The sequence below is a fragment of the Indibacter alkaliphilus LW1 genome, assembly GCF_000295935.2.
Classification (GTDB): Bacteria; Bacteroidota; Bacteroidia; order Cytophagales; family Cyclobacteriaceae; genus Indibacter; species Indibacter alkaliphilus.
The window spans coordinates 36,050-62,966 of record NZ_ALWO02000045.1; the positions used below are offsets into that span (position 1 = coordinate 36,050).

Genomic DNA, 26,917 nt, shown 5'->3' on the forward strand with positions numbered 1-26,917 from the left:
CAGGTTATGAAGAAAACAGTAATCATCGGAGCTTCCCCTAATCCATCCCGCTATGCTTATGTGGTCGCCGAAATGCTCTCCCAGAGGCAAGTTCCTTTTGTTCCTGTAGGTATAAAAAAAGGTGAGCTCTTCGGTGAGGCTATTTTAGACCTTAAGGAAAAACCTGAGATATCTGATGTACATACCGTTACGATGTACTTGGGGCCACAAAATCAACCTGAATGGTATGATTATATTCTTTCGCTCAAGCCAAAAAGAATCATCTTTAATCCTGGGACGGAAAACTCTGAATTCTTCGAATTGCTTCGGGAAGCAGGTGTAGAAGTATCCATATCCTGTAACCTGGTCCTCTTGAGTACAGGACAGTTTTAGGCTTTTTTACTCTCCAAAAATCTATTCATAAACCAAATATGTGGAGCTGATATCAGCGATATCAGAATGAAAAAGAGCAGGATCAATTCATTTTCCGTCATGGATGGGTAAAAAAGCATTAAAAGTATCCACATTCCTGCCAGGCTTAAAGCTGTAAACGGCATTAGTTTTTTGAGAAAATTTGAACGTTTGTTTTCTCCCAGAAATTTTTTCAGACTTCTATATTCTTCATTCATACTTGGTAGTGCATGCCAAAACCCAAAATAAATAATAAAACCTAATAGCAAGGGAAGGTGGTAAAGAACAAATCCTAAAACTACCGATTCCAAAATATGAAAAGAAGCTCTTGAGGGTTGATTATATGCTGTCAGAATATTGGACAGGATGAAAGTAAAAAAAATGAGGCCAGGGCCATAACTTTCCAGATTTTCGATATTGATTAAGGAAGACAGGAGTTTTTGGGTATAGGAGAAATCACTCCAGAGAATGATACTGAGATAAAAACCACCCACCAACATGTAAGTAGTTTTCTTCAGTTTCTGAATTTCAGATTGGATAAAATGACTCTGTCCAAAATGATAAGCGGACATAATTAGGAAAGCAATCAACGAGATTTGAGGAAGGAAAAACCAGGCGATCAGGTATATAGCAATTATCCCAATATACTTTAAAAGGAATGAAATCAATTTTGATTTGGTGAGATGTGGGCTGACCAATAGATGGTCAACTGCACCATGAGGGATTCCTACGGTCACTAGTACAAGCACAAAAAAAACATATTCGTAAGTTTCATTTCCTTGGAAAAAAAGGAAGTAAAACAATGCAATGACTAGCCCTAATATTTTACCTAAATTTTCAATGCCTTTCATAATTGAGTAGGGATTTGATGAAAATATTGAACCTCAGTTTCCAAAGAATGGATATCTCTTCCGAGAGGGTTGTTTCTTCATTCAGAAATTTTAGGATTTGAGAGGCTGGATTTTTTTCAAACATAGTAAAGAAAATCTCTGGTAATTCAGAAGGCCATTTCTTGGCGATATTCAGGAGGATGTTATCATAAAAAGTAAACCTGCTCTTTCTTTTCCATTTTTGACTACCAGGGTAGTTTTCTTCTTGAAGTTTTTGGACAATTTCTCCACAGTGTTTTTGAATGTTGTAAAATGTAAATCCGGAGGAAGGTTTAGTGCAACCCGCAAGTGTTCCAAGCTGTATCACCCGCTGGGGTGAAGAGGATTCCATTGGGAAAGTAGTCAAAGGAATACATCCTTTTTCTTTGAATTGAATGTTATAAGTACATCCGGGATAATTTTTATCCAAGTATTTGGTAATGTATGTTTCCATTTCATTTTCACCTATCATCTCGGTTCTATAGGTGGTAAATTCCACTAAGGCACTTTTGGAAGAAAAAGGAAGTACATAGAAAAAATCATTGGGACTGATTGATTCTTGGTCAAATTGCATAAATGTTGCAACTTTAGGATCAAGTATGGGACTCTCAAAAGATATTTCCCAGCCCATAAAAATTTGTTTGATCATCTTGGAATTGAAATCAACAACCGGAGGGATGGAATTAAAAACTTTTTGACACTTGAAAGGACCATTTTCTTTCAGGTAAACTGTCATATCATCAAGATTTCCTTCTGCTATCTGATCCACGCTGTCCTGTAAAAACTCAATGTTTGGATACTCGGCAATAGCATCAAATGCTTCTCTGTAAAAGTCCGAAGCCTTAATGTGGAAATACTTTAAATGTTCCAGGTTTTTCTCGGTAACCTGATGATCTGATATGATTTTTATTTTATTCCAAAAAACCAATGGAGCATTTCTGGGATGAAGATCCAGTGGGGATTCAGCCCAGTAGCACCAAGTACGGTCATTCTTTTTTTTAGGATCAGAGTCTACGATGAGGATATTTTTATCTTTCAAGGGACTATTGATAATCTGCCTGATAAGGGAGATGCCTGCACATCCAAATCCGCAAATGATATAATCGTAGCTCTTCATGTTTTGGGTTGATAAAAGTAAAGCTACCCATTGCGTCGCAATGGGTAGCTTGATGTTCTAAGCAGCTTTCACTTTTCTCATCTTATTGGTTTCAGCTATTGCAACTGAGTAAATAACCAATCCGAATCCAATTTTGTTAATCGCATCTGCGAGGTTGTAGAACAAGTCAATGCTTGATACTTCAAAAACACCTGACAATAGGTTACCTGGCAATACCATATATCCTATTGGATAGATTGACCATCCTAATGTGATGAAGATTTTCAATAGAAACATGGCTCTTTTCAACTCAGGGCTATTTGATTCCTTAGAAAGTCTAGCAACATCGCCAGCAAATACTTCATAAACAATATACAAGTAACCAATAGTGGATGCTACACCCCAGAAAATGTTATTATCTATACCGGATGTCTCACCGATATAACCTGTAATCAACATCAAAAGGGAAGCTAGGATCAATTTGGTTAAAGTACCCGTTTTGGCTCCAAAAGGCTTGGTCAATAAATAAAATTCCACACACATCAATGGAACTGTTAAAGTCCAGTCTACATACCTGAAGGCTGTTGGGCTAGTGCCCGTAATCATGTAGAAATCTCTCATGTAATAATAATGGACTGCAGCGATACCTGTTATCAATCCGGATACTAAAAGAGAGGTTTTCCATTTCCCATCCACAGAACTTCTTTCCACAAAGAAGAAAACTGCGGAAGCAAACATAGCCATGTACCCTATGAAAAAGGTAATGGCTACAGGGTCGCTGTTGACAATACGGTCAAGACCCACTAAATCTGCGGCAATGAGGGTGTTCATAGTTAATCGTTTTAAGTGATAGAGGATTTAAGAAATTTAATTTGGTGATTCATTGCCTATAGTAATTAATCAGAAAAATATTTGTTTAACAAAAATTATCAAATGTTAAACAAATGTATTTAACCTGATAATAATCAGATTCCAACAACATAAAATAGGTACATTTAAAAATCCCCCTGATTTGGAGTTTTAATTAAAAATTGGAATAAAATTTTATAAAATTGAAATTGTTAATCGGTTGAAGAGGGCAGCTTTTTAGAATTCCTGATTAGGATAGAAATAGGTGGGTGCTCTCGTTTTTTTTGCGTATTATTACGGGTTAATTATAGCAACATATAATCTCTTTTTTAAAAGATAAAAAAGGCGTTTGAATACACTATGAGCGAAAAGAAAGAAGGAAATCAAAAGGATTATTCAGCAGGGAATATTCAGGTCCTCGAAGGACTGGAGGCTGTAAGAAAAAGACCGGCCATGTACATAGGGGATGTAGGGATAAAAGGCTTGCATCACTTAATTTGGGAGGTAGTTGATAATTCAATTGATGAGGCTTTGGCAGGTCACTGTGATACAATCAAGGTGTCTGTCCACGAAGACAATTCAGTATCTGTAGAGGACAATGGGAGAGGTATTCCCATTGATATGCACGAAAAGGAGAAAAAATCAGCTTTAGAAGTAGTAATGACCGTACTCCATGCTGGAGGTAAGTTTGATAAAGATACATACAAAGTATCAGGAGGGCTTCATGGCGTGGGGGTTTCCTGTGTAAATGCACTTTCTACGGACCTGAAAGCAGTTGTCCACAAAAACGGGAAAATGTATGAGCAGGAATACAAGATTGGTGTTCCTCAATATCCTGTAAGAGAAATAGGCACTACGGATAAAAGAGGTACGACTATTCATTTCAAGCCCGATAATAGTATTTTCCAGATTACTGAATTTAAGTATGAAACCATTGCCAACCGCTTGAGAGAAATGGCATTTTTGAATGCCGGAATCAGGATTTTCTTGATTGATCACAGGGAGGTTGAAGATGGTCAGCCACGCTCTGATGAGTTTTTCTCAGAAGGTGGCTTGGTAGAATTTGTACAATACTTGGATGAAACCAAAGAAAAAATAATTGATTACCCTATATACATTGAAGGCGAGCGGAACAATGTACCTGTACAGGTTGCTATGAGTTATAACTCCTCTTATTCAGAAAATGTAGTTTCCTATGTCAATACCATCAATACTTATGAAGGTGGTACCCATGTGTCGGGCTTTAGAATGGCGCTTACCAGAACCCTTAAAAGTTATGCTGATAAGTCTGGAATGCTGGATAAAGTCAAGTTTGACATTGCAGGTGATGATTTTAGGGAAGGTCTAACAGCAGTAATTTCAGTAAAAGTCGCTGAGCCACAGTTTGAGGGTCAAACCAAGACCAAATTAGGAAACTCTGATGTATCGGGTGCAGTGAATGCGGCTGTTTCGGAAACACTACAGACTTGGTTGGAAGAGCATCCAAAAGAAGCAAAAATCATTGTGGGTAAAGTAATTCTAGCAGCACAGGCACGCCATGCCGCAAGAAAGGCCCGTGAGATGGTACAGAGAAAAAACGTCTTAGGGGGCGGTGGATTGCCTGGGAAACTTGCAGATTGCGCCAATTCCGATCCAACTGTTTGTGAACTATACCTCGTGGAGGGCGACTCTGCGGGAGGTTCGGCCAAGCAAGGAAGAGATAGGGATTTTCAAGCTATCCTTCCCTTGAAAGGAAAGATTCTGAATGTTGAAAAAGCGCATGAACATAAGATTTATGACAATGACGAAATCAAGAATATCCTAACTGCACTTGGTGTCAAGTTTGGTACTGTCAATGGTGATAGAGAGCTTGACCTGAGCTCTTTGAGATACCACAAAATCATCATTATGACGGATGCGGATATTGATGGGTCTCATATCAGGACCTTGATTTTGACCTTATTCTTTAGATACCTGAGATCCTTGATAGAAAACGGTTATGTATATATTGCCCAGCCACCTCTGTATCTTTTGAAGAAAGGAAAAGATGAGCGTTATGCATATGATGAAGATGAAAGAAAGCGGCTTGCAATAGAAATGGTAGGAGAAGGCAAGGAAGACAGTATCAACCTTCAGCGTTACAAAGGTCTTGGAGAAATGAACCCGGAGCAACTTTGGACCACCACAATGGATCCCAATACAAGGACTTTGAAACAAGTAACTATTGATTCGGCTGCTGAGGCTGATCACCTCTTCAGCATGTTGATGGGAGATGAAGTTCCGCCGAGGAGAGACTTTATCGAGAAAAATGCAAAATATGCAAAAATAGACACCTAATCTAAGGTACAAATGAATACAAAAGGGGCAATCGCCCCTTTTTTTCTTTATTTAATAAATTTTTAAACTTCCTGCATTCCAATCGTATTTATAGATTGTTAGCTTTGTATAACCCCCATATTTACGCCATGAAAGTAGCAACCAAAGATAAATTTGAAAACATTATAGAAAGTTCGGACCTGGTCAGTAGGGATCTGAGCTGGATTAAATTTAACGATAGGGTCTTTGACCAATCTAAAAAGGAGGGAAGATCTATTTTGGAGAAGCTGAAATTTCTGGCAATTACAGCCTCTAATCTGGATGAGTTTTTTATGATTCGGGTAGGTTCTTTGTACAATTACCTTGATTATGACAAAGAGCGGGTAGATTACTCAGGGCTCAGGGAAGAACCATTTAAGATGAAACTGCTACTTGAGTGCCAAGACTTTCACAAAAAGCAACAAACCCATTTTGTTAATAATCTGCTTCCTGAGATGAAAGACAGTGGGTTTATGTTGAGTAATGTCAAAAAACTAGAGCCTGAGGAGCGGGAATATATCAAGTCATATTTTATCAAAGCAGTCTATCCGATGCTGACACCTATGGTGTTTGATGGATACAGAACTTTTCCTATTTTGATGAATAAGCTCCTGATTTTTGGAGTAGTAACATTAGCTCCTGGTGATAAAAAAGAGAACAGAAAGCTGTCATTTGTTCAGATTCCCGCTAATATCCCCAGGTTTTTCGAAATAGAAAGGGAAGACTTAGTCATTTACGTTCCTATTGAAGAAGTGATCAGGGAAAACTTGGTTTCACTTTTTAGGAACGTGAATATAGAATCTGTAAATCTTTTCAGGATCACCAGAAACGGAGACTTCACCTTGGAAGAGAGTGAGGATATGGATGCAAACTTCCTTGAAGAGGTAAAGAGGAAACTAAATGAAAGGAAGACTGGCCGGGTAGTTAGGATTGAGATTGAAGAAGGGTATAGCAAGTGGATGGTCAGTCTTTTAAAGGAGCGTTGGAATATTCAGGATGACAGTATTTTCAAAGTTGAGAAATCCAGCATGCATGACTTCACGGGCCTTTGGCAAGTCGTCGGAAACAGGAGGTTCAAGGATAAATTGCCTCAGGTACCTCATCCTGTACCTCCCATATCTTACCCTCAGGAAGGGACTGATGACGTATTTCAGGTTTTGAAAGGCAGAGATATACTGCTTCACCATCCTTACAACAATATAGATCCTATCCTGGACCTGATAGAAAAAGCAGCTGATGATCCTAATGTCATGGCTATTAAGATGACTATTTACAGGTTAGCAAAGGATTCTAGGATAACCAAAGCCCTGCTGCGGGCGGCAGAATATGGGAAGCACGTCTCAGTTCTTTTCGAGGTGAAAGCCAGATTTGATGAAGAAAACAATATCAGAGAGGCTAAAAAACTTCAGAAGGCCGGGTGCTTTGTCATTTATGGCATCAGTAACTTGAAGACACATACCAAACTGCTTCTCATTGTCAAAAAGGATGACAATAGAGTAACTAGATTTGTCCATTTGGGGACAGGAAATTACAATGAAGATACTGCTAGACTGTACACAGATATTGGCCTGTTGACTACCAATGAAACTTTGGCAAATGATGTTTCGGAGTTTTTCAATGTTATTACAGGTCATTCTATGCCCACAACCTATCAAAATCTGATCACTGCCCCTAGGGATATGAGGAATCAATTGATAGAGTTTATTGAACAGGAAGCAGAAAATTCCAGAAACGGTCTTCCTTCCGGGATTTTTATCAAAGTAAATTCTTTGGAAGATTCTGAGATTATTTACGCGCTTTACAGGGCTTCTCAGTCAGGCGTTCCTGTGAAATTGATCATTAGGGGTATCTGTTGTCTGAGGCCGGGAAGGGTTGGTTTAAGTGAAAATATTGAAGTATTGTCCATAGTAGGGGACTTTTTGGAGCACTCTCGGATATATCATTTTCACAATAACGGAGAAACCAGGACCTATGCAGGTTCTGCTGATATGATGGTCAGAAGCTTTGATAAAAGACTGGAATCCTTATTTAGAGTGCAGGACCCTGTTTTGGAAAAACAACTGATGAATATCCTATCCTTTAACCTAAGAGACAATGTGAACGCTTACAGGATGTTGGAAGATGGTTCTTACGTCCGGAAGTTTCCTCAGGCAGATGAAGATGAGTTCAATGTGCACAAGGAGTTTTTTGATGTAAAAATCGAAGATGTCATGAAGGTAAAGCTGATCTGATCATAGCCATTGAAAAATAAAAGCCCCTGATTACTTCATTTTTAGGAAACCAGGGGCTTTTTTATGCCATGTTCTTTTTGTGTTTGTTCTTTTTATAGAGCACCTGCATCAATCCGTCTTTGAGACCTACATCCGGAATAATCATTTTCTTTGAAGAAGCTGCGGTCATAGCGGCAAGGTAAATTTTGGCTGCAGGTATGATTACATCTGCCCTGTCAGGGTTAAGGTTTATTTTGTTGACCCTTTCCTCGTAAGTAAAGGAAGCCAGATAATCCTGTATTTCTTTTATCTTATCTATGCTGATGGATGTTTTACCTTTCCTAGGAGTAGTGAGTTCAAAAATTTTGTTAATATTTCCACCTGTTCCAATACAGGTGATTTTGTCTTTTTCGCTAACATGATCACTGATAAACCGGCTCATGCTTTTCCAGACAGAAAGAGGAATGTTATCATCCAAGGCCCTCACTGATCCAATTTTGAAAGATTTAGATGCTACTTTTTCTTTTTTTCTATAAATATTCAATTCAGTACTTCCCCCGCCTACATCAATATGCAGATAGGATTTTTGGTCAATGTAAGCGCCTAGGGCCATATTGATCAACTCAGCTTCATGGTTTCCATCAATAATATTGATTTTCAGTCCAATATCTTCTTTTACCTCTTCTACGATTTCTTTTCCGTTGATCGATTCCCGCATAGCAGAGGTTGCACACACCATGTAATCATCTACTTCGTAAAGGTCGATCAACAGCTTGAAGGCCTTCATCAGTTTGATGAATTTTCTTCGGTTTTTTTCTGAAATTCTTTGAGAATGGAATACATCCATTCCCAATCTCAAAGGGAATCGGAGATATTCCAGCTTTTTGAAGTTGGTGGTTCCTTCATATTGGGTAATATGGGTAATCTGTAATCTGATGGCATTGGAGCCAATGTCTACTGCCGCTAATCTCAAAATGCTAAGTATTTAGTCTTACGCTAAAATAACGTATAGTACTTTTAATTAAAAGTTAATGATGGAGACCTTCTCTAAATTATTGGCAAAATAAAATCAAACAACATTTTTGTCCTGATTGTATCTTCTGATTGAAGCTAAAATGCTGATTGTCAAAATCAAAAATACGATTCCCAAAGAAACTGGAGAGGGGAGGTGATAGGTCGCAGCAAGGATCATTTTGAAACCTATAAAGGCAAGGATAAATGAAAGGCCATGTTGCAAATAATGGAAAACCTCAAAGCTATTGGCCAAAAGAAAATACAAGGCTCTTAGACCTAATATTGCAAAAATATTGGAGGTGTACAGAATGATAGGGTCTTGGGATATAGCAAAAATCGCAGGGATAGAGTCTACTGCAAAAAGCAGGTCGGTAAACTCCACTACAGCCACTACTACAAGCAGCTGGGTAGCATATTTTTTACCATCAATCCTGACAAAAAAATTATCGGCATGGTATCTCGGGTCTACCCTGAATAACTTATGAATGAGTCTCGTCCCTAGAGACTTGGAGAAGTCTTTTTGTTCATCCTCTTCACCTTTGCTTTTCCAGGACTTGATACCTGCGATGATTAAAAACAATCCAAACAGTGTCAAAATGATATTGATGTGAAATAAACGTCCAAGTAATTCAAATTCAGGAATGTAGGTGATGTTGATAATGGCTACACCGGAAAATATAAATATTCCCCTAAGGATAATGGCACCCAAAATGCCATAAAAGAGGACCTTGTGTTGATACTTGTCAGGAACTTTGAAATATCGGAAGACCAAAATGAAAACAAAGAGATTGTCAACACTGAGAGCCTTTTCTATCAAAAATGCAGAATAATATTGCGAAGCCTTTTCAAGACCGAAATCAAAATAAATATAAACTCCAAATAGCAATCCAACTCCAATCCAAATGATAGACCAATTCATGGCTTCCTTGGTGCTTACCTTGTGAGCTTCTTTATTAAAGACAAATAAGTCCAAAGCCAAAAGGCCAAGAATTATAAAGGCGAAAATTAAAATAATGTACAAGTCCTGCTGAAGAGGTTCCAAGGTTTTTGGGAATTAAATTAATAAGCGTGCAAAGTAAAAGCAGAAATTCGACTTTGGTTTTAAAGTCTTACATTTTTTGGTAATAATGTTTTCTCAATTTTCTTTTGACTCTGAAATAATTGATGAACCCCAAAAATAACATGCCAATTGAAAGTGCGAAGGCTAGGTAACCCAAATCACTGATATGGTCAAGGGCATTGACTTCCATCAAAGCAGTTCCACTGACCAAAAAATACAAAGAAGTACGGATGTAGGAAAGTAATGTCCTGTCGTTGGCTAGGTTAGTTCTCTGCCTAGCAAGATAATCTCTAACGATAAGCTCATTTTCCTGGATATTTTCATTTTCCATGTCTTAATATTGTTTTCATACTTGACTTAGGTCTGCAATTTAGGCATATGGATTTCAAAAAGGAAACAGTAAATTTTGCGATAAATCTGCTATAATTTTTTGAGTTTCTTTACTTTTGGAGGCTTGAAATCCTCAACTATAAATAAAACTTACCGACAACACTATGAGTAGACCTAATTTTGACGATATTTTTATGGAATTGGCAGTGAATTTGGCCAAAAGGTCTCATTGCATCAAAAAACATGTAGGAGCTGTGTTGACCAAAGAGACCAGGATTATTTCGATTGGATATAATGGACCACCTGCAGGTACGCATAACTGTGATGAGGAATTTCCTGAGCATGGCTGTGCCAGAGATAGTAAAGGGAGCTGCACTTTGGCTCTTCATGCCGAGCAAAACGCAATTTTGTATGCTGTAAAAAATAATACTTCTGTAGAAGGTTCCACCCTTTACGTGACCTTAGCTCCTTGTTTGGCCTGTGCACGGATCATTTTCTCTATGGGGATCAAAAAGGTGGTATTCATGTATTCCTATGCAGCTTACAAGGGGCTACCACACGATGAAGGTTTGGAGTTTTTGAAAAAATTCGGCGTAGCAGTAGTGCAATATTCCAAAGAGATTGTATATGAGGACCCTTTGATTTAAAGGAAGTTTACCTCAGGGAAAAGCAGGATTCCAAATTTTTTCTTTACAGATTCCTGAATCTCTTCACTCAGTTTTTTAAGGGCATTGCCATCACCGCCGCCATAATTGACCAAGACCAAAGGTTGGTTTTTATGTACGCCAATATTTTCAAATGTTTTGCCCTTCCAACCCGTTTGTTCGATCAGCCATGCAGCAGGGATCTTTATTCCTTCGTCATTTGGATAGCCGGGTATTTCCGGGAATTCCTTTTTTAAAATTTCATAATCCGAGAGACTTATTGTTGGATTTTTAAAAAAACTTCCGGCATTGCCAATCTGCTTGGGGTCTGGTAGCTTGGATTGTCTGATTTGAATCACCGCATCACTGATGGCTTTGATACTCAATTCCTGAATTCCATTTTCATTCAAAGTCTGTTTGATTGCTCCATAGTCAGTATGGAAAATGGGGTTTTTGCTAAGTTTAAAGCAAACTTTGGTGATGATATACTTGTCTTTTAATTTTCCTTTGAATACACTTTCCCGGTAACCAAACTCACAGCTTTCCCAATCAAATATTTCAGTTTCTAAAGTATGTCTATTGACAGCACTGAGGCTTTCAAATACTTCTTTGATCTCAATCCCATAAGCTCCAATATTTTGCATAGGAGAGGCTCCTACAGTGCCTGGAATTAAGGAAAGATTCTCCACACCTGACCAATTTTTCTCAATACAATGCATCACGAAACTATGCCAGTTTTCTCCGGCACCCACTTCTACCCATACATGATCTTCATCTTCTTTGAGCAACTTGACGCCCTTGATTTCGATTTTGACCAATAATGCTTTGAGGTCTTGGGTAAGTAAAATATTACTGCCTCCACCCAACACGATTAAAGGAATGCTTAAGTCCTGAGCGACCTTAATAGCTTCTTTTACTTCTGACTCGTCAGTCACCTGAACAAAGTATTTTGCTTTTTTGTCAATGCCAAAAGTATTGTAAGGAAGCAGGGAGATGTTTTCTTGTAATTGCATAGTCTGAAAATGTATTGCGAATTAAACAAGAATTTGACCAAATTGAAAGGCCGGCCTACTTAAGATCTGCATAACCTTAATTTGTCAAGTTGTACCTACTGGATTCAAAAGTGTAGGTATAGCCTCTTATTAATTTTGTATGGTTTTTTCAGACCCTAATTTCGGATATGGATAATTTTCAAAATTTAGGTTATGAAGCAAGGATAGTTTAGGTTTTAATAAAATGAAGGGAAAAGAATGGCTTGATAGTAGCTTGCAAAGATTTCATATCACTAACCTTTGTATATTTGATTTATCAATTGGCAATTCTTAATCAAGCCCCATCAAAACAAATAAATATGAAGGAAATAATAATCAATGGCATCAGAGTACGCCCTGGTCAAACGCTGAATATTGATATTGCCATCGCCAGATTGCCGACCCATACATTGATTGATTTGCCTGTTTTTATCAAAAGAGCTAAAGATGAAGGACCGGTGGTTTTGATTTCGGGTGGAGTGCATGGAGATGAAATCAATGGAATCGTCGCAGTCAGGAAAATGATGGATGAAGAGGAGATTACTCCCATTAAAGGAACCGTGATTTTTATGCCCTTGGTAAATGTATATGGTTTTTTGAGCAGCAGCAGGACTTTTCCGGATGGCAGAGATTTAAACAGAAGTTTTCCTGGAAGTAGAAAGGGTTCTTTAGCTTCACAGATTGCTTTTATCCTGAGCAATGAAATCATTCCTTTGATTGATTATGGAGTGGACTTTCATACTGGGGGCAGAATGCTGTCCAATTACCCTCAAATCAGGGTAGATTATAAGGATAAAAAAGGTGTAGAATTGGCAAAGGCATTTGGAACACACTTTTTACTGAATTCGCCGCATATTGACAAATCATTTAGGAAGGAAGCCTATAAGAGGAAAAAACACATTATGGTTTATGAGGGAGGGGAGTCTATGAGGTTGGATGATTATGCTGTAGAGGAGGCCATTGCTGGAACCAAAAGAATGTTGATCCATTTGGGGATGTTGGAGGGGGAAGTTGCACCCAAAGATACCATCATGCTAACAGACAGTTCCTGGGCGCGCGCTAAAGTCTCAGGTATATTTACTTCTTCCGTGAAGCTGGGCGATGAAATAAAAAAAGGACAGATGCTTGCCAAAATATCGGATCCATATGGCCAGGTAAAGGTGCCTGTCAAAGCTACTTATAATGGACATGTGGTAGGGCTAAATAATAACCCTGTAGTCAATGCCGGTGATGCGCTGGTCCATATTGGAAGGCATTAACATGCAGAATTTTCATCCACTTTAAGTGGATGAGCAAATAGTCAATAAAGATAAGAGGGTGAGGAAATTGAAAAAAATCACCTATAGATCAAACAGAGAATGCATTGAAATTCTCCGTTTGATCAAATGGATTTTTTATCTCAGTGAAATAAAATTAGGAATAAAAAACTCTCCGTCAGTAATCAGAATGTCCTGCCTTTCCGACAACTCACCATCGTCGTCTACCGAGAATATGGTAGCTTCAAACCTTCCATAACTACCTTCTTGGATCAACTCATCAAATACAATCCATGCATCATCACGTGCACCTGGATTATCTCTCTGAAGTAAGTCGGCAATAAACTGATCACCATTTTCATCAAAATAAAGAACTGTTATTCTCGGTACTACCTGATTGTTAACATTGATACCGAGTTGCATTTCATATCGGGTACCAATTGTAATCGTTTCTAGAGTCCTTAAACTGATGAAAAGGGAATTTTTCTCATTGTCTCTTCCGGTAGTCATATTGAAAAGCATATACCTGTTGACTTCATTGGGGTCGTCTAAGAAAAGAATCCCCGAATCAGTATTGGCTCTAAACTCTTTTTGGACTCCATTTACTTTGAACCTGTAATAATAATCCGGCCTGTCGGGCTCCCTGTCGCAGGAAGAAAAAACAGCAACAAATGTTATTAACAGCAATAAATTTCTCAGGAATCTCATGGTAGGAATTATTTTGTGACGTATTTAAGACGTTGTGACGATTGCCTATTGTTTCATGGGCGCGAACAAAATTAAAGGAAAAATTAAATTATTGTTAAGAATCTTGTCATAATAAAAAAGCAGAACCCAAATGATGGGGTTCTGCCTTTTTAAGAGATTTCTAAGTATTTAATTATGCAAAATATGCCTTTAAACCATTGATTTTTTCTTCCAGTTTTGCGGAAACCGTGTCATAAGCTTCTCTGTTTGGAAGGGGGTCATTGACAGAGAAATAATATTTGATCTTGGGTTCTGTTCCTGATGGTCTAGCTGAAATTTTACTTCCATCAGCTAAATAGAACTGAATCACATTGGATTTGTCCATTTCAAGATCAGTTTCTGTCCTGTTTTCGAGGTCATAAATTTTGCTTTCTTTGACATCTATGACTTTGACTACTTTGATGCCGTTCATTTCAGTAGGTCGGTTTGTCCTGAAACCTGCCATCAGGGCTTGAATCTGTTCAGCGCCATCTTTGCCTTTTTTTGTTACCGAAATCAAGGATTCTTTATAAAATCCATATTGCATATAAATTTCGGCAAGAACATCCTTGATGCTTTTGCCTTTGGTCTTGTAGTATGCTACAATTTCGGAAACCATAGCACAAGCAGAAACTCCGTCCTTGTCTCTTACAAAGTCTCCAATCAGATAACCGTAGCTTTCTTCACCGCCGCCAATAAACTGTTTTTTACCTTCCAACTTAAGAATCACTTCGGCGATGTTCTTAAACCCTGTGAGTACTGAATAGCAAGGAACGCCAAACCCTTTACAAATTTCGTCGATCAGTTCAGTGGTGACTATGGTATTGACCATAAATTCTTCTCCGGTCAATTTCCCGTATTCTCGCCACTTGTTCAGTAGGTAATAAGTCAATAGAGATCCTGTTTGATTCCCGTTGAGTAGTTCAAAGTCACCTTTGCCATCCGGTACGCAGGCAGCATACCGATCACCATCAGGGTCACAAGCCAGGATAAGTTCAGCATTTATTTTTCTACCCAACTCAAGAGACATATTCAATGCCTCCGCCTCTTCAGGGTTTGGATAAATTACTGTTGGAAAATTTCCATCAGGTTCAGCCTGCTCTTTGACTACATGGATATTTTCAAAACCAAAAACCTTTAAGGCCGCAGGAACCATTTTTCCGGATGCTCCATGAATAGGGGAGAAGACAATTGGCAAGTCCTTTTGAACCATAACCTCATTTGGAGAAAGGCTCAACTTTTTGACCAAATTGAGATATACCAGATCAAAATCCTCCTCAATATACTCTATCAAAGAATCGTTTTTAGCCCAGTTGACATCATCTACAGATTTAATTTTTTGAACTTCGTCTATGATGTTTTTGTCATGAGGAGCGACTACTTGACCACCATCGTCCCAATAAGCTTTGTATCCATTGTATTCTTTGGGATTATGGGAGGCTGTGACCATAACACCACTTTTGCATCCGTAATGCCTGATGGCAAAAGAAAGCATGGGAGTTGGCCTGAGCTCTCTGAAGTATTTCACTTTGATGCCGTTGGCTGTAAAGACATTAGCCGTAGTATCTGCAAAAAGCGTGTTATTGATACGGCAATCATGGGTGATTGCCACTTTAATATCTTCACCTGGAAAAGATTTCAGGAGATAATTGGCCAGGCCTTGAGTAGCCATAGCTACAGTGTAGACGTTCATTCTGTTGGAACCTACACCCATTACGCCTCTCAAACCACCTGTCCCAAACTCCAGGTCTTTGTAGAATGCATCGATCAATTCAGTCTTATCATCAGCCGCTAAAAGCGCTTGGATTTCAAGTTTACTTTGCGGGTCGATTTTGCTGTTTAGCCAGCTTTCTGCTTTTGCTTTAATAATAGGATCTATTGTTGTCATAAATTAAAAATTAGGAATGAAGGTCTAATTTAAAGATTTCGATAAATAATGCCACCAAAAACCCAGAAGAATATGATTCTCTTGGAAGAATAAAAAAATAAAGCACAGACCATGTGGGAAGATCTGTGCTTTTAGGATAATAATTCGCAAAATTAAAGATTTCCGCGAAGTTCTTGTTCTCTTTCGATGGCCTCAAATAAAGCTTTGAAATTCCCTTTTCCAAATGACTTTGCGCCTTTTCTTTGGATGATTTCGTAGAATAGTGTAGGCCTATCTTGAACAGGTTTGGTGAAGATTTGCAAAAGATAGCCCTCATCATCTCTATCTACAAGGATATTCAGATCTTTGAGCGGCTGTAAGTCCTCATCTATCTTCCCCACTCTGTCTAGCAAATCATCATAGTAGGTATTGGGCACATTCAAAAACTCCACGCCCCTTTTTCTCAATTCTGATACGGTATGAATGATGTCATCAGTAGCAATGGCCATGTGTTGTACTCCAGCTCCGTTATAGAAATCAATATATTCTTCTATTTGTGATTTCTTCTTGCCCTCAGCAGGTTCATTGATAGGAAACTTGATATAGCCGTTGCCGTTGGAAACCACTTTTGACATCAAAGCTGTATAATCAGTAGAAATATCTTTGTCGTCAAAAGTGATCAAAAGGTTAAAACCCATGACTTTTTCGTAAAATTCCACCCATTTGTTCATCTCTCCCCAACCTACATTGCCTACACAATGGTCAATGTATTTTAAACCTATCGGAGTAGATTGATAGTCACTTTTTCTTGGTTTGAAACCAGGCATGAAAACACCCTTGTAATTTTTTCGCTCCACGAAAGTGTGGATGGTCTCCCCATAAGTCCTGATGGATGCAGTTTTGATTTCACCATGCTCATCTTTTAGAGTTTTAGGCTCTTCATAGGATATGGCACCTCTGGAAGTAGTTTCTTTCCAGGATTGCTCAGCATCATCTACCCAAAGTGCTAATACTTTCACGCCATCTCCATGCTTTTTGATATGGTCAGCAATGGGATGGTTTTCGAAAAGTGGAGTCGTAAGTACAAGACGGATCTTATCCTGCTTGAGTACATAAGAAGCTCTGTCTTTGATTCCTGTCTCTGGTCCCGCATAGGCTATTAGCTCATAACCAAAGGCATATTGGTAGTAAAGAGCGGACTGTTTGGCATTACCAACGTATAATTCAACATAATCTGTCCCATTAATGGGGAGAAAATCATTTTCCATGGCAAAATTAATTTTGGGTTTAGTATTCTTATAGATTTCTCTACCGGCAAAGATAAAATTTATATCTAAATTAAGGAGGATATTAGAAACAGAGTAGAACCGATTTTGGACTTTTAGCATGCAAAAACAGATTATTTTAGACCTCAGAAAAAAGGAATCCTTTGAAAAAGGGCATTTACCGGGAGCAATAAGTTTTCCTATTTTTTCTGAGAGTGAATATGCGCATTTAAAAAAACTTGATTCAGATAAGAAAAGGGATTTTTACCTTGCCAAATTTGAATTCCTTGAATCTAAGCTGATTGAGCTGGTAGGTTACCAAGCTTTTGAATTTTACTGTCAAAAAGGAGAACTGGAAAGCCGTTATTTCCAAAATTGGTTTGGAGCGGATTTTCCTGAAGCAAAAATCATCAAAGGAGGCTATAAAGGATATAGAAAGTCAGTGCTCAGTAATTTTGAAAAGAAGCATGCATTGACAGTATTGACCGGTTTCACCGGTTCTGGTAAAACAAAAGTCTTGGATATTCTCGCGCAGCGTGGGCACTCCGTACTGAATTTTGAGGAATGTGCTTCCCATAAAGGTTCTGTTTTCGGGAAATTGGAAGTAAGCGAAGAAACTAGCCAAGAACAATTTGAAAATAACATTCATGCTTCTTTATTAAAAGATCAACTGATTTTCACGGAAATGAAAGGGAGATATTTGGGTGAGCTGTATATTCCAATCCATTTATTTGAACAAATAATTGAATCACCAAAGGTGTTTTTGGACACGCCAAAAGAAACAAGAGTATCCAATTTGGTCCATGAATATTGTGGTAGGGACGATGATTTTTTACATAAACAGCTAATGCTTCTTAAAGAAAGGATTGGGAAAGAAAGAGTTATTGAGCTTTCTGCCTTGCTAGAAAAGAAGAATTATAAGGGTTTCATTGAAGGTTTGCTACAATATTACGATAATTCGGAGGTCTATCGGAAAGCGAAGAGTGAAGCAAATGCAGTTGTCTCAGGATTACATCCTGAAAAAGCTGCGTCCGAGATCATTAGATTGAATTCATTATAAAAAAAAATAGCGGGACGTCCGTTCGTGCCCGCATACTGCCTGATTGAACTTCTTTCTATCTGATACCTTATCAGCTACCTACGGTACAAACTCCTGTTGAAAGTTCTTCTTCATCTCGCAGATTCACTATCGTTCTTCACGCTTAGCTTCTTAAATGTTTTTGATTTCAAATCATGTTTTAAATTACTTATTATCAGTCAATAAATCAAATCTGAGTCCGCTACTTCCTTCACCTTTTCCAGTTATTTTTCTTGCTCCATACCAAACTAGTCTTTTCCCGGAATACCATCTGGTAAGTTGGTATTGGCCAATAAGTGTTACTCCTGCTCTAGGAACCTCTTCCTCATGAATAAAGTAAGGTTTGTTTTGCTGGTTATTATCTGCGATTCCCACTCTTAAGAAACCTGTCTGCGGTCTTACAGCATGAGGTTCAATGCCTGAGATGGTTCTTGGCATAGAGGCTCTTTGGAAAATTATTTCCCGGTTGATTGCCTGTCCGGGCTTGTGGATTGGTATAAAAGGAATCCAATTTTCTGATATTTTATTGGAGAGGATATATTTCAATGGAGGTTTCCATTGTCTGACTTGGCCATTGCTTTCGGCCTCGGCGAGATATTTTGGATCATTGGCTTCAATCTCCTCAATAGCTTTTTCTTGGTCCATGAAGCTCTCAATAAGCTGTTCTAGCCTGTTGGCTGTGTCCGAGCCACTTATTCCGGAACCCATCAAATCAGGTATGATCGTCTCAATTCCCCATACTGTATTGGCCATTTCATCCCGGATCATTTTGATTTTTTCTATGGGTTCACTTTCTAGGGTTTTGGCCAGTGAATCAGGAATAAATATTTTCTTATCCATTCCCAAATATTCTTTGTTTTCATTCAAAATGGATTGCCCGTACATGCCCCAGCCCAAGCCGCTGTTTCCATCCTGCTTATGTGCGGCCTCTACATGGGTGCGGAATCCGAAAACATCTTTGATTACAATTCCTTCAACTTCACAGAGAGAGCCGCTTTTCACATCGAAAGGAATCACTAACCAGTCGTTGCTGTAGTTCATGGCGTATTGAGTAATGGATATTTTTGCAAGATCAGTATCGGAAGCTGACATATTGCCCAAATCCACTTTTCCATCTTCCATTTCCCACCATCTTGAGACAGGCATGCCCGCAATACTTGCTTCTGAAGGAATCAGGCTCAATACATGTCTTTCAATTGGATTTGTAGGAATATCTGGAAGTTCTAAGGCATCTGAGGAGTGTATCTGATCAAAAGAGAACCAATCCAGATGGCCTTGAAAATATGACTCGGCATGCAATGTTCTAAGATCCTCTTCGGTCAATTTTACTGAAGCTGTATCAAATGCATATTCCATTTTCTCAGGAATCCATGATTGTTCTTCCTGTAATTCCGGAAGATTAAATTCTTCAATTAATTGCACTTTCCACAACTGTAGGGTGGTGTTGATATGGGTCAAATGAGCAGGCTGTATAAAACCTGAAGGGTTGGATATAGATAGTCCATTTATAAAATTAGGGTTTGCATTTTGGGCTTTTAAAATCCTAGCTGCGTCAAGAGCTTTACCTTCCAGTGTTTTGAGGTAATTATATGCCTGTGACCTGGCCATAACTTGTGCATACCTCGCCAAGTCCTGAATTTCATCACCATCATTGAGCATAGGAGCTTGAAATCCGAACCGTGATATTAGATTTTTACTATACATTCCAGGAGCATAGCCTGCATGTCCGTGTAAAGATTGGTCTATTTGCCTAAGTAGTTTTTTTCCAAGATAGTATGCTGATCTGATCCCCAATTGTTGATGCAGTTTTTCTACCGTTATTTCCATCGGAACTGTATCGTCAATATTTTTCCAATTTCCATAGTTTGGTTTGAAATAATTCAGCCTTTGAGTTTTGATGGCGACTTTTGACTCTATGGCGCTACCCGTATCTTCTCCCTTAAATTCTCCGAATTGCCACTGCCTAGCCAACATCCAAAGGGGATCGTGGATTTTTGCACTTAGCGCTGAGTTCAAAGATTCCTCCCGGGTTCTTGTCTCAAGCCTATTATAGGCCTGAAACGGTTCACATGGATTGTATAAAGTGCCGCTCATGATTCTGAAGGGTTTTGGTCGTGATTGGTGATGGAGTAATCGATATACCAGCCCAAGGATTGCTGGTCGGGATCCTGGTCCTCTTCAGATGCCCTTAAGAATTCAAAATAGCCATAGGCTAGGGCTGAAGTAGCAGGTAAAAGTTGTGCAAAGGAACTGTTGTCTATGTCATCTGGTTCAAATGTCCTTAATTTGGCCAAGTTCAATGCCTCTTCCACAGTGAGTAAAATCTGGTCTAAATCGAGACTTCCCTTCATCTCCGGAGGTACCGCCATAAGAATACTCTGTGGCGCTCTGGCATCGGGTTGATTGTAATGAACTGCTATTCCTGTGGTTTGATTTTTCTGAGGGATCAATTCAACCCATTCGTCAATAACCAATCCTACAGCATGATCACCAACGCTGATATTTTCAGCCCCATATAACATAAAGCTTAAATAATCCCCCTCTGGATCAAAACTCTCAGGATATTCTGCTGCAACCCAATAAGGAGCAACTGGCACCTGATCTGACAAAGGAATTTGGGCAGGTATTACACTGGTTTCAGGTTTGTTCAAGACCTCCTGAAGCATTCTGAAATTTTCCAGTTGGGCAAAATTCTTCCTGACCAATGCAGTGTCATGCTGCCATTTTTCAAGGCCATCTAGACCTATATGTTGTAAAAGTCCGGTTTCGGGATTTTCCTGTATCCTAGCTTGCCAAAATGATTTATCGGGAATTTTAACTCTTGGCAAAATTCTCATTCCTTTGCCAAAAACTTCCTCTATAATCTTATCGGCGATATTGAGTATTTTAGAATACTCAGTTTCCAGAGCCAAATCCTCCTGCAGCCCTCTGATTTCGTGAACCCTGAGGCTGATTCTGTCTTTGGCCTCCATGAGCTTCCCAAATTGTTCGCTGAAGAAAGTGGTTTTGTCTAGGAGTGGGTTTGGAAAATAATCCGTAAAACCAAATTGCGCCAGTTTTTTGAAGAGAGTATATCCCAAATCAACTTCTGAAGCTGTATAACTGGTTTGCTGGACATCAAATCCAGCCAAATCTGAATATAAAGCTTCGAACCTATTGATAATAGCTTCAAGTCTTCCCAAATATTGGTTGATATCCAGACCGGCTCCATCTACCTGAAAATTATCAGGATGTTCAGCTCTTCTAAAATCTCTGGAATCTAAAGCCCTTCCCGAATTGATGATATTAAATAAAGCTTCAAAAAATGGAATTGATGAAAAGAGGTCTTGTGCACCCTCATCAATATGATCAGTGAATGAGAAATGATAATCTCCTTCTGTTTCAAACCCTTCATTTTGCAAGGTTTGAATTACTCTAAATTCCAATTCCTCCCATTTATTTTCTGTATCTCTTCCAAGTAAAAACACTAAATCGATGGGTTGAAGTCCAATATCCAAAAGACTCAGGTAATGGGTGTTTCCTTGGTGAACTACAGAAAACTGAATGAATTCAGGATTGCCGATTTGGTTAGCAAAATACAGGTTTAATCTTGGCTCAGCACTGGATTTGGGGCTTGAACTCATCCCCCATACCGCCTCATTTCCCAGGTCAGGGATTAAAAATAAACCTCTATTGATGACCATATGACCATTTCTTAGACTTTTAATAATCTCTGGGTCTCTTGGAATCTGCCCCTCTGCAAAGTTATTCATGACTCCTGCTGCGCGTTGATGGTTCCCTCTTACCAATTGGTATACACTTTCAGAAGTGATCAGGTCGCTAAGCGCATCAAATGCGTCTATCATTTCATCAATTTCTTTGATGATTGCGAGCATTTTTTGTTTGTTTCGTTCTCTTTTGTTGGGGTTAGAATCGGATATATTTGGTAATACATTGATCAGGTCCGTAGGGATGTGATTAATCTCTAAGTTGCCCCAATTTCCGTCGACCATGATTTCAGCTAAGGTCATATCGGGATCCCAAACACCAAGACTTGTCAGATGACTTTCGAAATGTTGCATCAAAGCCAAACCGTCTACTACATTATTTGGACGAATGCTTTCATTTGAAGCTGTTTCGGATTCAGACCCGATTGGTCTATCTCCATAGGTTGGGAACTTTCTTCTTAACCTGTAGATGAAAACGTCCATCTCCAAATGATTCCCGGGAGTACCGTCCTCAGCCCTGAATTTGTACTTTTCATGCAATGCTCTTTCAAACTGATAGCCCAATAGAGCCCCAGTAGACTGTCCTTGGCTGACTCCCTGCAGAAGAGTAAGTGCCTTTCTTACCCTTGAGCTGCTCAGGTTGATGGAAAGAATATTTTTATCATTGCCTTCCCGTTCTTTCATGGCATTGAACCCGGCTCGCAATACAGCTGCTGTGGTGGCATGTTGGATGCTTGGACCGTGAATAAAGCCTTGATTATCGTCAAATTTGTAGACGGGGTAGCCCGCTTCTGGTCTAAGACCATCAGGAACATTTTCTGACTTAATGGTTCCATGTTGTGGTCTGAGATTCTCTAAAATTCCGTAGGCACCTATATAACTTCCCTTTTTTTGAGTACTTCTCATTTGTCTAAGTCTCCAAGCACTCAAGCCTTCAAGCCAGGCATCTACTCTATGGCTGCACAGGTCAATATGATCTGCCAAAAGCCGCTCCAGTTTTGGTACTGGTAAGCCTTCCAGAATATTGAGAGAGTTGACCACTTGATGGCTTCTGTCATAGACAAGGCCTCCTCTAAGCATAGCCAACAACAATGTAGTTTGTGTTTTTTCATCACCATCAACAAGTACCTTGGGTAAGTTTTCGATTTTAATATCGGTGATTGAACTTCTATTATCTCTCAGCCATGAGATGTAATTATATCCTTCTTCATGTCCTTGAAGGGTAGCCAGTCTCTCCTGGGGTAAATCGTTGTCCTGTACTGTTGGTCCAAGTACTTGATTGGCGAAGTTGTATCTAGCTTTGTATGCCCGCGTTCCGCGGATATTAGAAAGCTGTGCGTGCTGGGTAGTGTGGCCCAAGGCTTCCAAAAGCGGATAAACAAGGTTATTGACTTGAATAGGTGAAAACTTCTGGATATTGGTGTCCCAATTGACACTGATCAAATAAGAATTCAATTCAGGGTTAAATGGCAATTCTTCGGGCTCTTTAACCCTTCCCATGATGTTGGTGCCGTGTCTATAAAGGTATTCTTTGCCATTGGGTTCCAAACCTAGGATTTCTAAAAAGTATTTTTGGGGATCATTTGAATAAAGTGGATGATTGATATCTCTGACTTTACTGGTGTCATTTTCCATCACATCTTCAAAATCTTTTCTGATAATATTTCCAAGTTTGGATAAGTTTCTAATATAGCTCATCAGGCTACCTTTTTCACTTGCACCACTGCCTGTAATAAAATTGTCATAGACAGTAATAGGCAGAATTCCATAAGGCTGAGGCCCAATCCTAAAGCTTGGAATACTTCCTACTGCTGAAAGGTGATTTTGCATAAACTCAAGCGTGCGGATTTCATCCATGGTGTTGAAAAGGTTTTTAGCCATGGTTTTCATGAAATACTTGATGGTTGCATTATACAAAGCCCTGTTCATGGCTTTTCCCTCTGCAATGTCCGATTTAAGTATCTTGGGAATTCTTATAGCAAAATCATTCTCCAGACCCAAAGCATCTTTGAAATATTGTCCATCCTTGATTTCTATCGCATTTAAGGTGGAGTAGGGCTTATCAATTTGGGCTTTATCTATTTCTTTGATCAGTGCTTCATAAGCGAAATCAACATCATCGTCCAATTCTGAATAAATTGATTTTGCTTCCTCAGAATTATTGGTAGGACTATCTACTTCCAGCAATTCAAGACCTCCATCCGTGTAATGATGATTTTCAAAAAGTTCGTTGATTCTTTGCTGACCTTTTTCTGCAGATTCGTCCTTGATACCTGTGACGATTACTCTATCAAAACCATTATTGTAATCATTCTCCTCTATTTCAATCTTCATTCCCATCCCCACTTTGACAGCTTCTTCAAAATCAAACATCCATTTCAAAGACTCCGGAACTCTCAAATCTCCTTTTGAATCATGAGAAAAATTGGATTCGCTGTCGTCATTTGGATCTAGGCTTAGCTGAAGAATATCAGGGATCCTGTTTCCTATCTTTAGATACTCATAAATATTCCCATTTTTTAAACCCACTATCATTCGGTCAGGGAGGGTATTGCAAACGCCTGCTCTATCCCAGGACTTATCCTTTCTTTCTACTTCTTTGTACTTATAATCTTGATCAAATGGCTTTTCCAAACTCCCTGCATTTTCAGTCTTGAAACTGATGAACGCATTCAGTCTGGAATTGACAGTAGCCTGAAGCATTCTTATCCTAGAGACTATTCCGGCATCTGCCTCTCTCAATAGCTGCGGTTCAATTTTCAGGTTTGCATTTAATTTCTGGAGGATGCTGATTGATTGCAAAAGGGATGACTTCGTCTCTAAGGCTGGGGTAAAAGCTCCCAATGATGCACCATACCTGTTGATCAGTGCTGATAACTCTTGTAGAACAGATACTTGAACAGATAAGAAGTAGCGTTGATCTTCGAGAAATGGCTTGAACTGACGCATAAATATGAGATTCAATTCTTCCAAAGGGTTTTTGATGGCAGTCGGTATGTTAAAACTTGACGGATAAAGTGCCTGAACAATATACGCCGCTCTTCTAATGCCTACACTGGCTGCCAGGCCTCTCCAGGCAGCTAACCTCGTTTTCTCAATGTCCTCACTGTTTAGATAGGCATTTCTAAAATAGTTTTTCCCCAATTCTATTTCATCTTCTGTAAGTCGCTCATCATGGTCGTCCACAGCAATATCATCAGGAAAAAACCTGATCCAAAGCTCATACTTCACACTGGACTCTACCAAATATCTGATTTGATTGATATAGTCTTTGGCAAAAGCCGTTCTGTTGTTTTTCTGATCGGTATATTGGTTCTGAATACTGAGGTGAATTGACTGGAACAAGGTCAAAGTTTCTTCTACTGCCACATTTTCCCGGTTTTCCGGAAGCCTAGCTACGGATTGATTGTAATGGTTTTGCAAAGATTGGTAGGCACCTAATATTGCATCTAAAGTTTGTTGGGTAAGTATTCCGGTATTGGCACTTCGGATTCGGATTTTGTTTTCAAGGCTTCTTACCTTTTCAAGTGTCCACTCTATCAATTCCTTATTTTGACTTGCCCGGGTTTTGAAACTGGAGGTAAGCTGTCGCAATTCCAATTCATTGGTATAGGCATTCTTTGCTCCATCTCTCAGGGATTTGCTGCTAACGCCAAGTGAATTGAGGATATTAAGTTGACCTTTAAGGGCAAGAAACTCTTCGATAAACTGGTTATTGGTACCAAGGCTTGCCTTTTTGGTGACTGAAAGATCCGGAAGGATTATTTTGGGGTTAACTTCTGCCTTTGCCGGGATAGCTGTAGCAACTCTTTCTGTGGAAACTGCACTGGACTGAGGAGCTAAAGTAACGGATGGAAGTCTTGGATTTACTGCCCTGATAACTGAGGGGTTCGCAGTTGGGATAGTTACAGTTGGCCTTGGAGTAGGGGCTGGGGTTGGATTTGGGATTGGCGGAATTCTCCCTCCTGGAATTCTAATATCAGGAACTCTTGGATCTTTGGGCTCTTCTTTTGGAGGTTGAGTAGCAGGTGTATTTTCTTTTCGTAGCAGTGCCTCTCCTGTTTCTTTAAACTTTTCAATCTCACTGGAGTACTTCTGGTGGAGAGTTTTGAATCTCTCCATTTCCTGAGTACTGCCTTCTAAAGGCTGATTGAGTTCGTCCAGAATTTTCTTCAATTGATTGTTGAGAGAAGTCTGGATTTTGTTCCAAGCACTTGTATTGGCAGGCTTATTTTGATTTTCTAATTTCAGTTTAAAATAACCGTGCTCTATTTTATCGATTATGAAAAGTACTTTTTGGGTTCGTAATGAGGAGATTAGATTCATGTAGGGGATATACTCAGCGTCAATTTTTGATTTGAGAACATGAATTGAATCTCTGAGCTCTTTCTCCTTTTCTGTCAGATTGATTCTTCCAGGGTAGCCAGTCTTGTAGGTATTTAATGTAATTGGGCTATGCTTGTGCAGCCTTTTGATATGACTGATTTCAGACCCTATTTTTTTGATCAAATCGGGGTCAGACTCAATCTTTCCTTGATTGATCATTGTTGGAATTTCTTTCAAAATCCGGTCAACTTCCGAAAGAGTTTTGTCCAGTTCCAGACTATTGATACTTCTGTCCTGATAAATCGCAGTCATCAGTTCCGAGAGTCTGTGTATGGAGTTATATAAACCTGAGGAGCTTTTGTTTTTGGTTTTCTCAAGTTTAAGGGAAGCCAATGACTTATCAAGTGCTGCTAACTCTTTTTCCAATTGCTTTTGGAAATTGTTCGGCAGCTTCAATTCAGAAAATGCATTAGATATTTCTTTGGTGACTTTAATCAAAAGTGCTCTTTCGGACTTTTCTAATACATCAATTCCCCTAAGGTATCCATTCATTAATTGGATTTCACTAATGAGCTTCTTGATTTGGGAATTCAGCTGTGCCTGATTGAGTTTTTCTTGGTTTAATTTTAAAAGTTCAGCTAAGTAAATTAGCTGCCTGCCTTGATGAATAAAACCCATCATGGATTCGTGAATCTTGTCAGATCTGACAGCAGTAACTTTAGTGTTTTTTACAAACCTGGTTTCCAACCTTATGGGTAAGAGAATAACCGGAAAGGCATCACTTCTTTTAGCCAAAGAATCTTTGATTTCATGAAAACCGGGGTCCACTTTGTTGGAAAGGATTTGTTTTTTAGTGCTCATGATT

General features: G+C 39.0%; 18 protein-coding genes. 6 read left to right on the top strand and 12 right to left on the bottom strand.

All coding sequences use genetic code 11. The annotated features are described in order from the left end of the window. Positions 1-6 precede the first annotated feature (6 nt). Positions 7-372 carry a CoA-binding protein gene (locus A33Q_RS16015; protein ID WP_009033813.1) on the top strand — a complete coding sequence of 122 codons (366 nt, stop codon included), beginning with the start codon at positions 7-9 and terminating at the stop codon, positions 370-372. Here A33Q_RS16015 and A33Q_RS16020 read toward each other — a convergent pair. From A33Q_RS16020 to A33Q_RS16030, 3 genes are read right to left on the bottom strand one after another with little or no spacing between them, the layout of a single operon-like run. After that, positions 369-1,241 (bottom strand): Brp/Blh family beta-carotene 15,15'-dioxygenase, encoded by an 873-nt coding sequence (locus tag A33Q_RS16020; RefSeq protein WP_009033812.1) that lies wholly within the window; start codon positions 1,239-1,241, stop codon positions 369-371. The genes A33Q_RS16015 and A33Q_RS16020 overlap by 4 nt on opposite strands. Further along, on the bottom strand, positions 1,228-2,376 hold the full coding sequence (locus tag A33Q_RS16025) for a lycopene cyclase family protein (RefSeq protein ID WP_009033811.1): 1,149 nt from the start codon (positions 2,374-2,376) through the stop codon (positions 1,228-1,230). The genes A33Q_RS16020 and A33Q_RS16025 overlap by 14 nt, the downstream gene beginning before the upstream one ends. A gap of 57 nt (positions 2,377-2,433) precedes the next feature. Continuing rightward, positions 2,434-3,186 carry a bacteriorhodopsin gene (locus A33Q_RS16030; protein ID WP_009033810.1) on the bottom strand — a complete coding sequence of 251 codons (753 nt, stop codon included), beginning with the start codon at positions 3,184-3,186 and terminating at the stop codon, positions 2,434-2,436. 378 nt (positions 3,187-3,564) lie between these two features. Between A33Q_RS16030 and gyrB the strand changes: the two genes are divergently transcribed. Beyond that, the gene (gyrB, locus tag A33Q_RS16035; RefSeq protein ID WP_009033809.1) at positions 3,565-5,520 is read left to right on the top strand and encodes a DNA topoisomerase (ATP-hydrolyzing) subunit B; all 1,956 of its coding nucleotides are present in this window, start codon (positions 3,565-3,567) and stop codon (positions 5,518-5,520) included. Between the two features lie 128 nt (positions 5,521-5,648). Next, the gene (ppk1, locus tag A33Q_RS16040) at positions 5,649-7,769 is read left to right on the top strand and encodes a polyphosphate kinase 1 (RefSeq protein ID WP_009033808.1); all 2,121 of its coding nucleotides are present in this window, start codon (positions 5,649-5,651) and stop codon (positions 7,767-7,769) included. A 61-nt stretch (positions 7,770-7,830) separates the two neighbouring features. Here the strand turns inward: ppk1 and A33Q_RS16045 are convergent, their stop codons facing one another. The 3 genes from A33Q_RS16045 to A33Q_RS16055 form a co-directional block, all read right to left on the bottom strand. Then, a complete protein-coding gene (locus tag A33Q_RS16045) occupies positions 7,831-8,721 on the bottom strand; it encodes a Ppx/GppA phosphatase family protein (protein WP_009033807.1) in 891 nt (296 codons plus the stop codon). 96 nt (positions 8,722-8,817) lie between these two features. Further along, on the bottom strand, positions 8,818-9,804 hold the full coding sequence (locus A33Q_RS16050; RefSeq protein ID WP_009033806.1) for a TerC family protein: 987 nt from the start codon (positions 9,802-9,804) through the stop codon (positions 8,818-8,820). A 67-nt stretch (positions 9,805-9,871) separates the two neighbouring features. After that, on the bottom strand, positions 9,872-10,153 hold the full coding sequence (locus tag A33Q_RS16055) for a YidH family protein (RefSeq protein WP_009033805.1): 282 nt from the start codon (positions 10,151-10,153) through the stop codon (positions 9,872-9,874). 163 nt (positions 10,154-10,316) lie between these two features. On the opposite strand from A33Q_RS16055, the gene A33Q_RS16060 reads away from it, so the two are divergent. Next, complete coding sequence (locus A33Q_RS16060) at positions 10,317-10,799, top strand: deoxycytidylate deaminase (RefSeq protein ID WP_009033804.1); 483 nt, start codon at positions 10,317-10,319, stop codon at positions 10,797-10,799. Here the strand turns inward: A33Q_RS16060 and murB are convergent. Beyond that, positions 10,796-11,809: a UDP-N-acetylmuramate dehydrogenase gene (gene murB / locus A33Q_RS16065; protein ID WP_009033803.1), complete on the bottom strand. Its 1,014-nt coding sequence runs from the start codon at positions 11,807-11,809 to the stop codon at positions 10,796-10,798. The genes A33Q_RS16060 and murB overlap by 4 nt on opposite strands. Positions 11,810-12,147: 338 nt before the next feature. Between murB and A33Q_RS16070 the strand changes: the two genes are divergently transcribed. Continuing rightward, a complete protein-coding gene (locus A33Q_RS16070) occupies positions 12,148-13,086 on the top strand; it encodes a succinylglutamate desuccinylase/aspartoacylase family protein (RefSeq protein WP_009033802.1) in 939 nt (312 codons plus the stop codon). A gap of 135 nt (positions 13,087-13,221) precedes the next feature. Here A33Q_RS16070 and A33Q_RS16075 read toward each other — a convergent pair whose 3' ends face one another. From A33Q_RS16075 to hppD, 3 genes are all read right to left on the bottom strand, one after another. Beyond that, positions 13,222-13,791, bottom strand: coding sequence for a hypothetical protein (locus A33Q_RS16075; RefSeq protein WP_009033801.1), 570 nt, complete (start codon positions 13,789-13,791; stop codon positions 13,222-13,224). A 172-nt stretch (positions 13,792-13,963) separates the two neighbouring features. Continuing rightward, positions 13,964-15,697, bottom strand: coding sequence for a phospho-sugar mutase (locus tag A33Q_RS16080; RefSeq protein ID WP_009033800.1), 1,734 nt, complete (start codon positions 15,695-15,697; stop codon positions 13,964-13,966). Between the two features lie 152 nt (positions 15,698-15,849). Continuing rightward, complete coding sequence (gene hppD / locus A33Q_RS16085) at positions 15,850-16,944, bottom strand: 4-hydroxyphenylpyruvate dioxygenase (protein WP_016255415.1); 1,095 nt, start codon at positions 16,942-16,944, stop codon at positions 15,850-15,852. A gap of 118 nt (positions 16,945-17,062) precedes the next feature. Here hppD and A33Q_RS16090 point away from each other — a divergent pair, with 118 nt between their 5' ends. Beyond that, positions 17,063-18,001 (top strand): rhodanese-like domain-containing protein, encoded by a 939-nt coding sequence (locus tag A33Q_RS16090; protein WP_009033798.1) that lies wholly within the window; start codon positions 17,063-17,065, stop codon positions 17,999-18,001. A gap of 183 nt (positions 18,002-18,184) precedes the next feature. Here A33Q_RS16090 and A33Q_RS16095 read toward each other — a convergent pair whose 3' ends face one another. Together A33Q_RS16095 and A33Q_RS16100 are read right to left on the bottom strand one after the other, a co-directional pair. Continuing rightward, positions 18,185-20,113, bottom strand: coding sequence for a hypothetical protein (locus A33Q_RS16095; RefSeq protein ID WP_009033797.1), 1,929 nt, complete (start codon positions 20,111-20,113; stop codon positions 18,185-18,187). After that, positions 20,110-26,913 carry a hypothetical protein gene (locus A33Q_RS16100; protein ID WP_009033796.1) on the bottom strand — a complete coding sequence of 2,268 codons (6,804 nt, stop codon included), beginning with the start codon at positions 26,911-26,913 and terminating at the stop codon, positions 20,110-20,112. Before A33Q_RS16100 ends, A33Q_RS16095 begins: the two co-directional genes overlap by 4 nt. Positions 26,914-26,917: the final 4 nt, after the last annotated feature.

Coding starts and splice junctions, on each gene's coding strand:
- A33Q_RS16075 (WP_009033801.1), bottom strand. CDS start 13,791: ATGAGATTCCTGAGAAATTTATTGCTGTTAATAACATTTGTTGCTGTT.
- gyrB (WP_009033809.1), top strand. CDS start 3,565: ATGAGCGAAAAGAAAGAAGGAAATCAAAAGGATTATTCAGCAGGGAAT.
- A33Q_RS16100 (WP_009033796.1), bottom strand. CDS start 26,913: ATGAGCACTAAAAAACAAATCCTTTCCAACAAAGTGGACCCCGGTTTT.
- A33Q_RS16025 (WP_009033811.1), bottom strand. CDS start 2,376: ATGAAGAGCTACGATTATATCATTTGCGGATTTGGATGTGCAGGCATC.
- A33Q_RS16030 (WP_009033810.1), bottom strand. CDS start 3,186: ATGAACACCCTCATTGCCGCAGATTTAGTGGGTCTTGACCGTATTGTC.
- hppD (WP_016255415.1), bottom strand. CDS start 16,944: ATGGAAAATGATTTTCTCCCCATTAATGGGACAGATTATGTTGAATTA.
- A33Q_RS16090 (WP_009033798.1), top strand. CDS start 17,063: ATGCAAAAACAGATTATTTTAGACCTCAGAAAAAAGGAATCCTTTGAA.
- A33Q_RS16060 (WP_009033804.1), top strand. CDS start 10,317: ATGAGTAGACCTAATTTTGACGATATTTTTATGGAATTGGCAGTGAAT.
- murB (WP_009033803.1), bottom strand. CDS start 11,809: ATGCAATTACAAGAAAACATCTCCCTGCTTCCTTACAATACTTTTGGC.
- A33Q_RS16070 (WP_009033802.1), top strand. CDS start 12,148: ATGAAGGAAATAATAATCAATGGCATCAGAGTACGCCCTGGTCAAACG.
- A33Q_RS16095 (WP_009033797.1), bottom strand. CDS start 20,113: ATGAGCGGCACTTTATACAATCCATGTGAACCGTTTCAGGCCTATAAT.
- A33Q_RS16015 (WP_009033813.1), top strand. CDS start 7: ATGAAGAAAACAGTAATCATCGGAGCTTCCCCTAATCCATCCCGCTAT.
- A33Q_RS16055 (WP_009033805.1), bottom strand. CDS start 10,153: ATGGAAAATGAAAATATCCAGGAAAATGAGCTTATCGTTAGAGATTAT.
- A33Q_RS16020 (WP_009033812.1), bottom strand. CDS start 1,241: ATGAAAGGCATTGAAAATTTAGGTAAAATATTAGGGCTAGTCATTGCA.
- ppk1 (WP_009033808.1), top strand. CDS start 5,649: ATGAAAGTAGCAACCAAAGATAAATTTGAAAACATTATAGAAAGTTCG.
- A33Q_RS16080 (WP_009033800.1), bottom strand. CDS start 15,697: ATGACAACAATAGATCCTATTATTAAAGCAAAAGCAGAAAGCTGGCTA.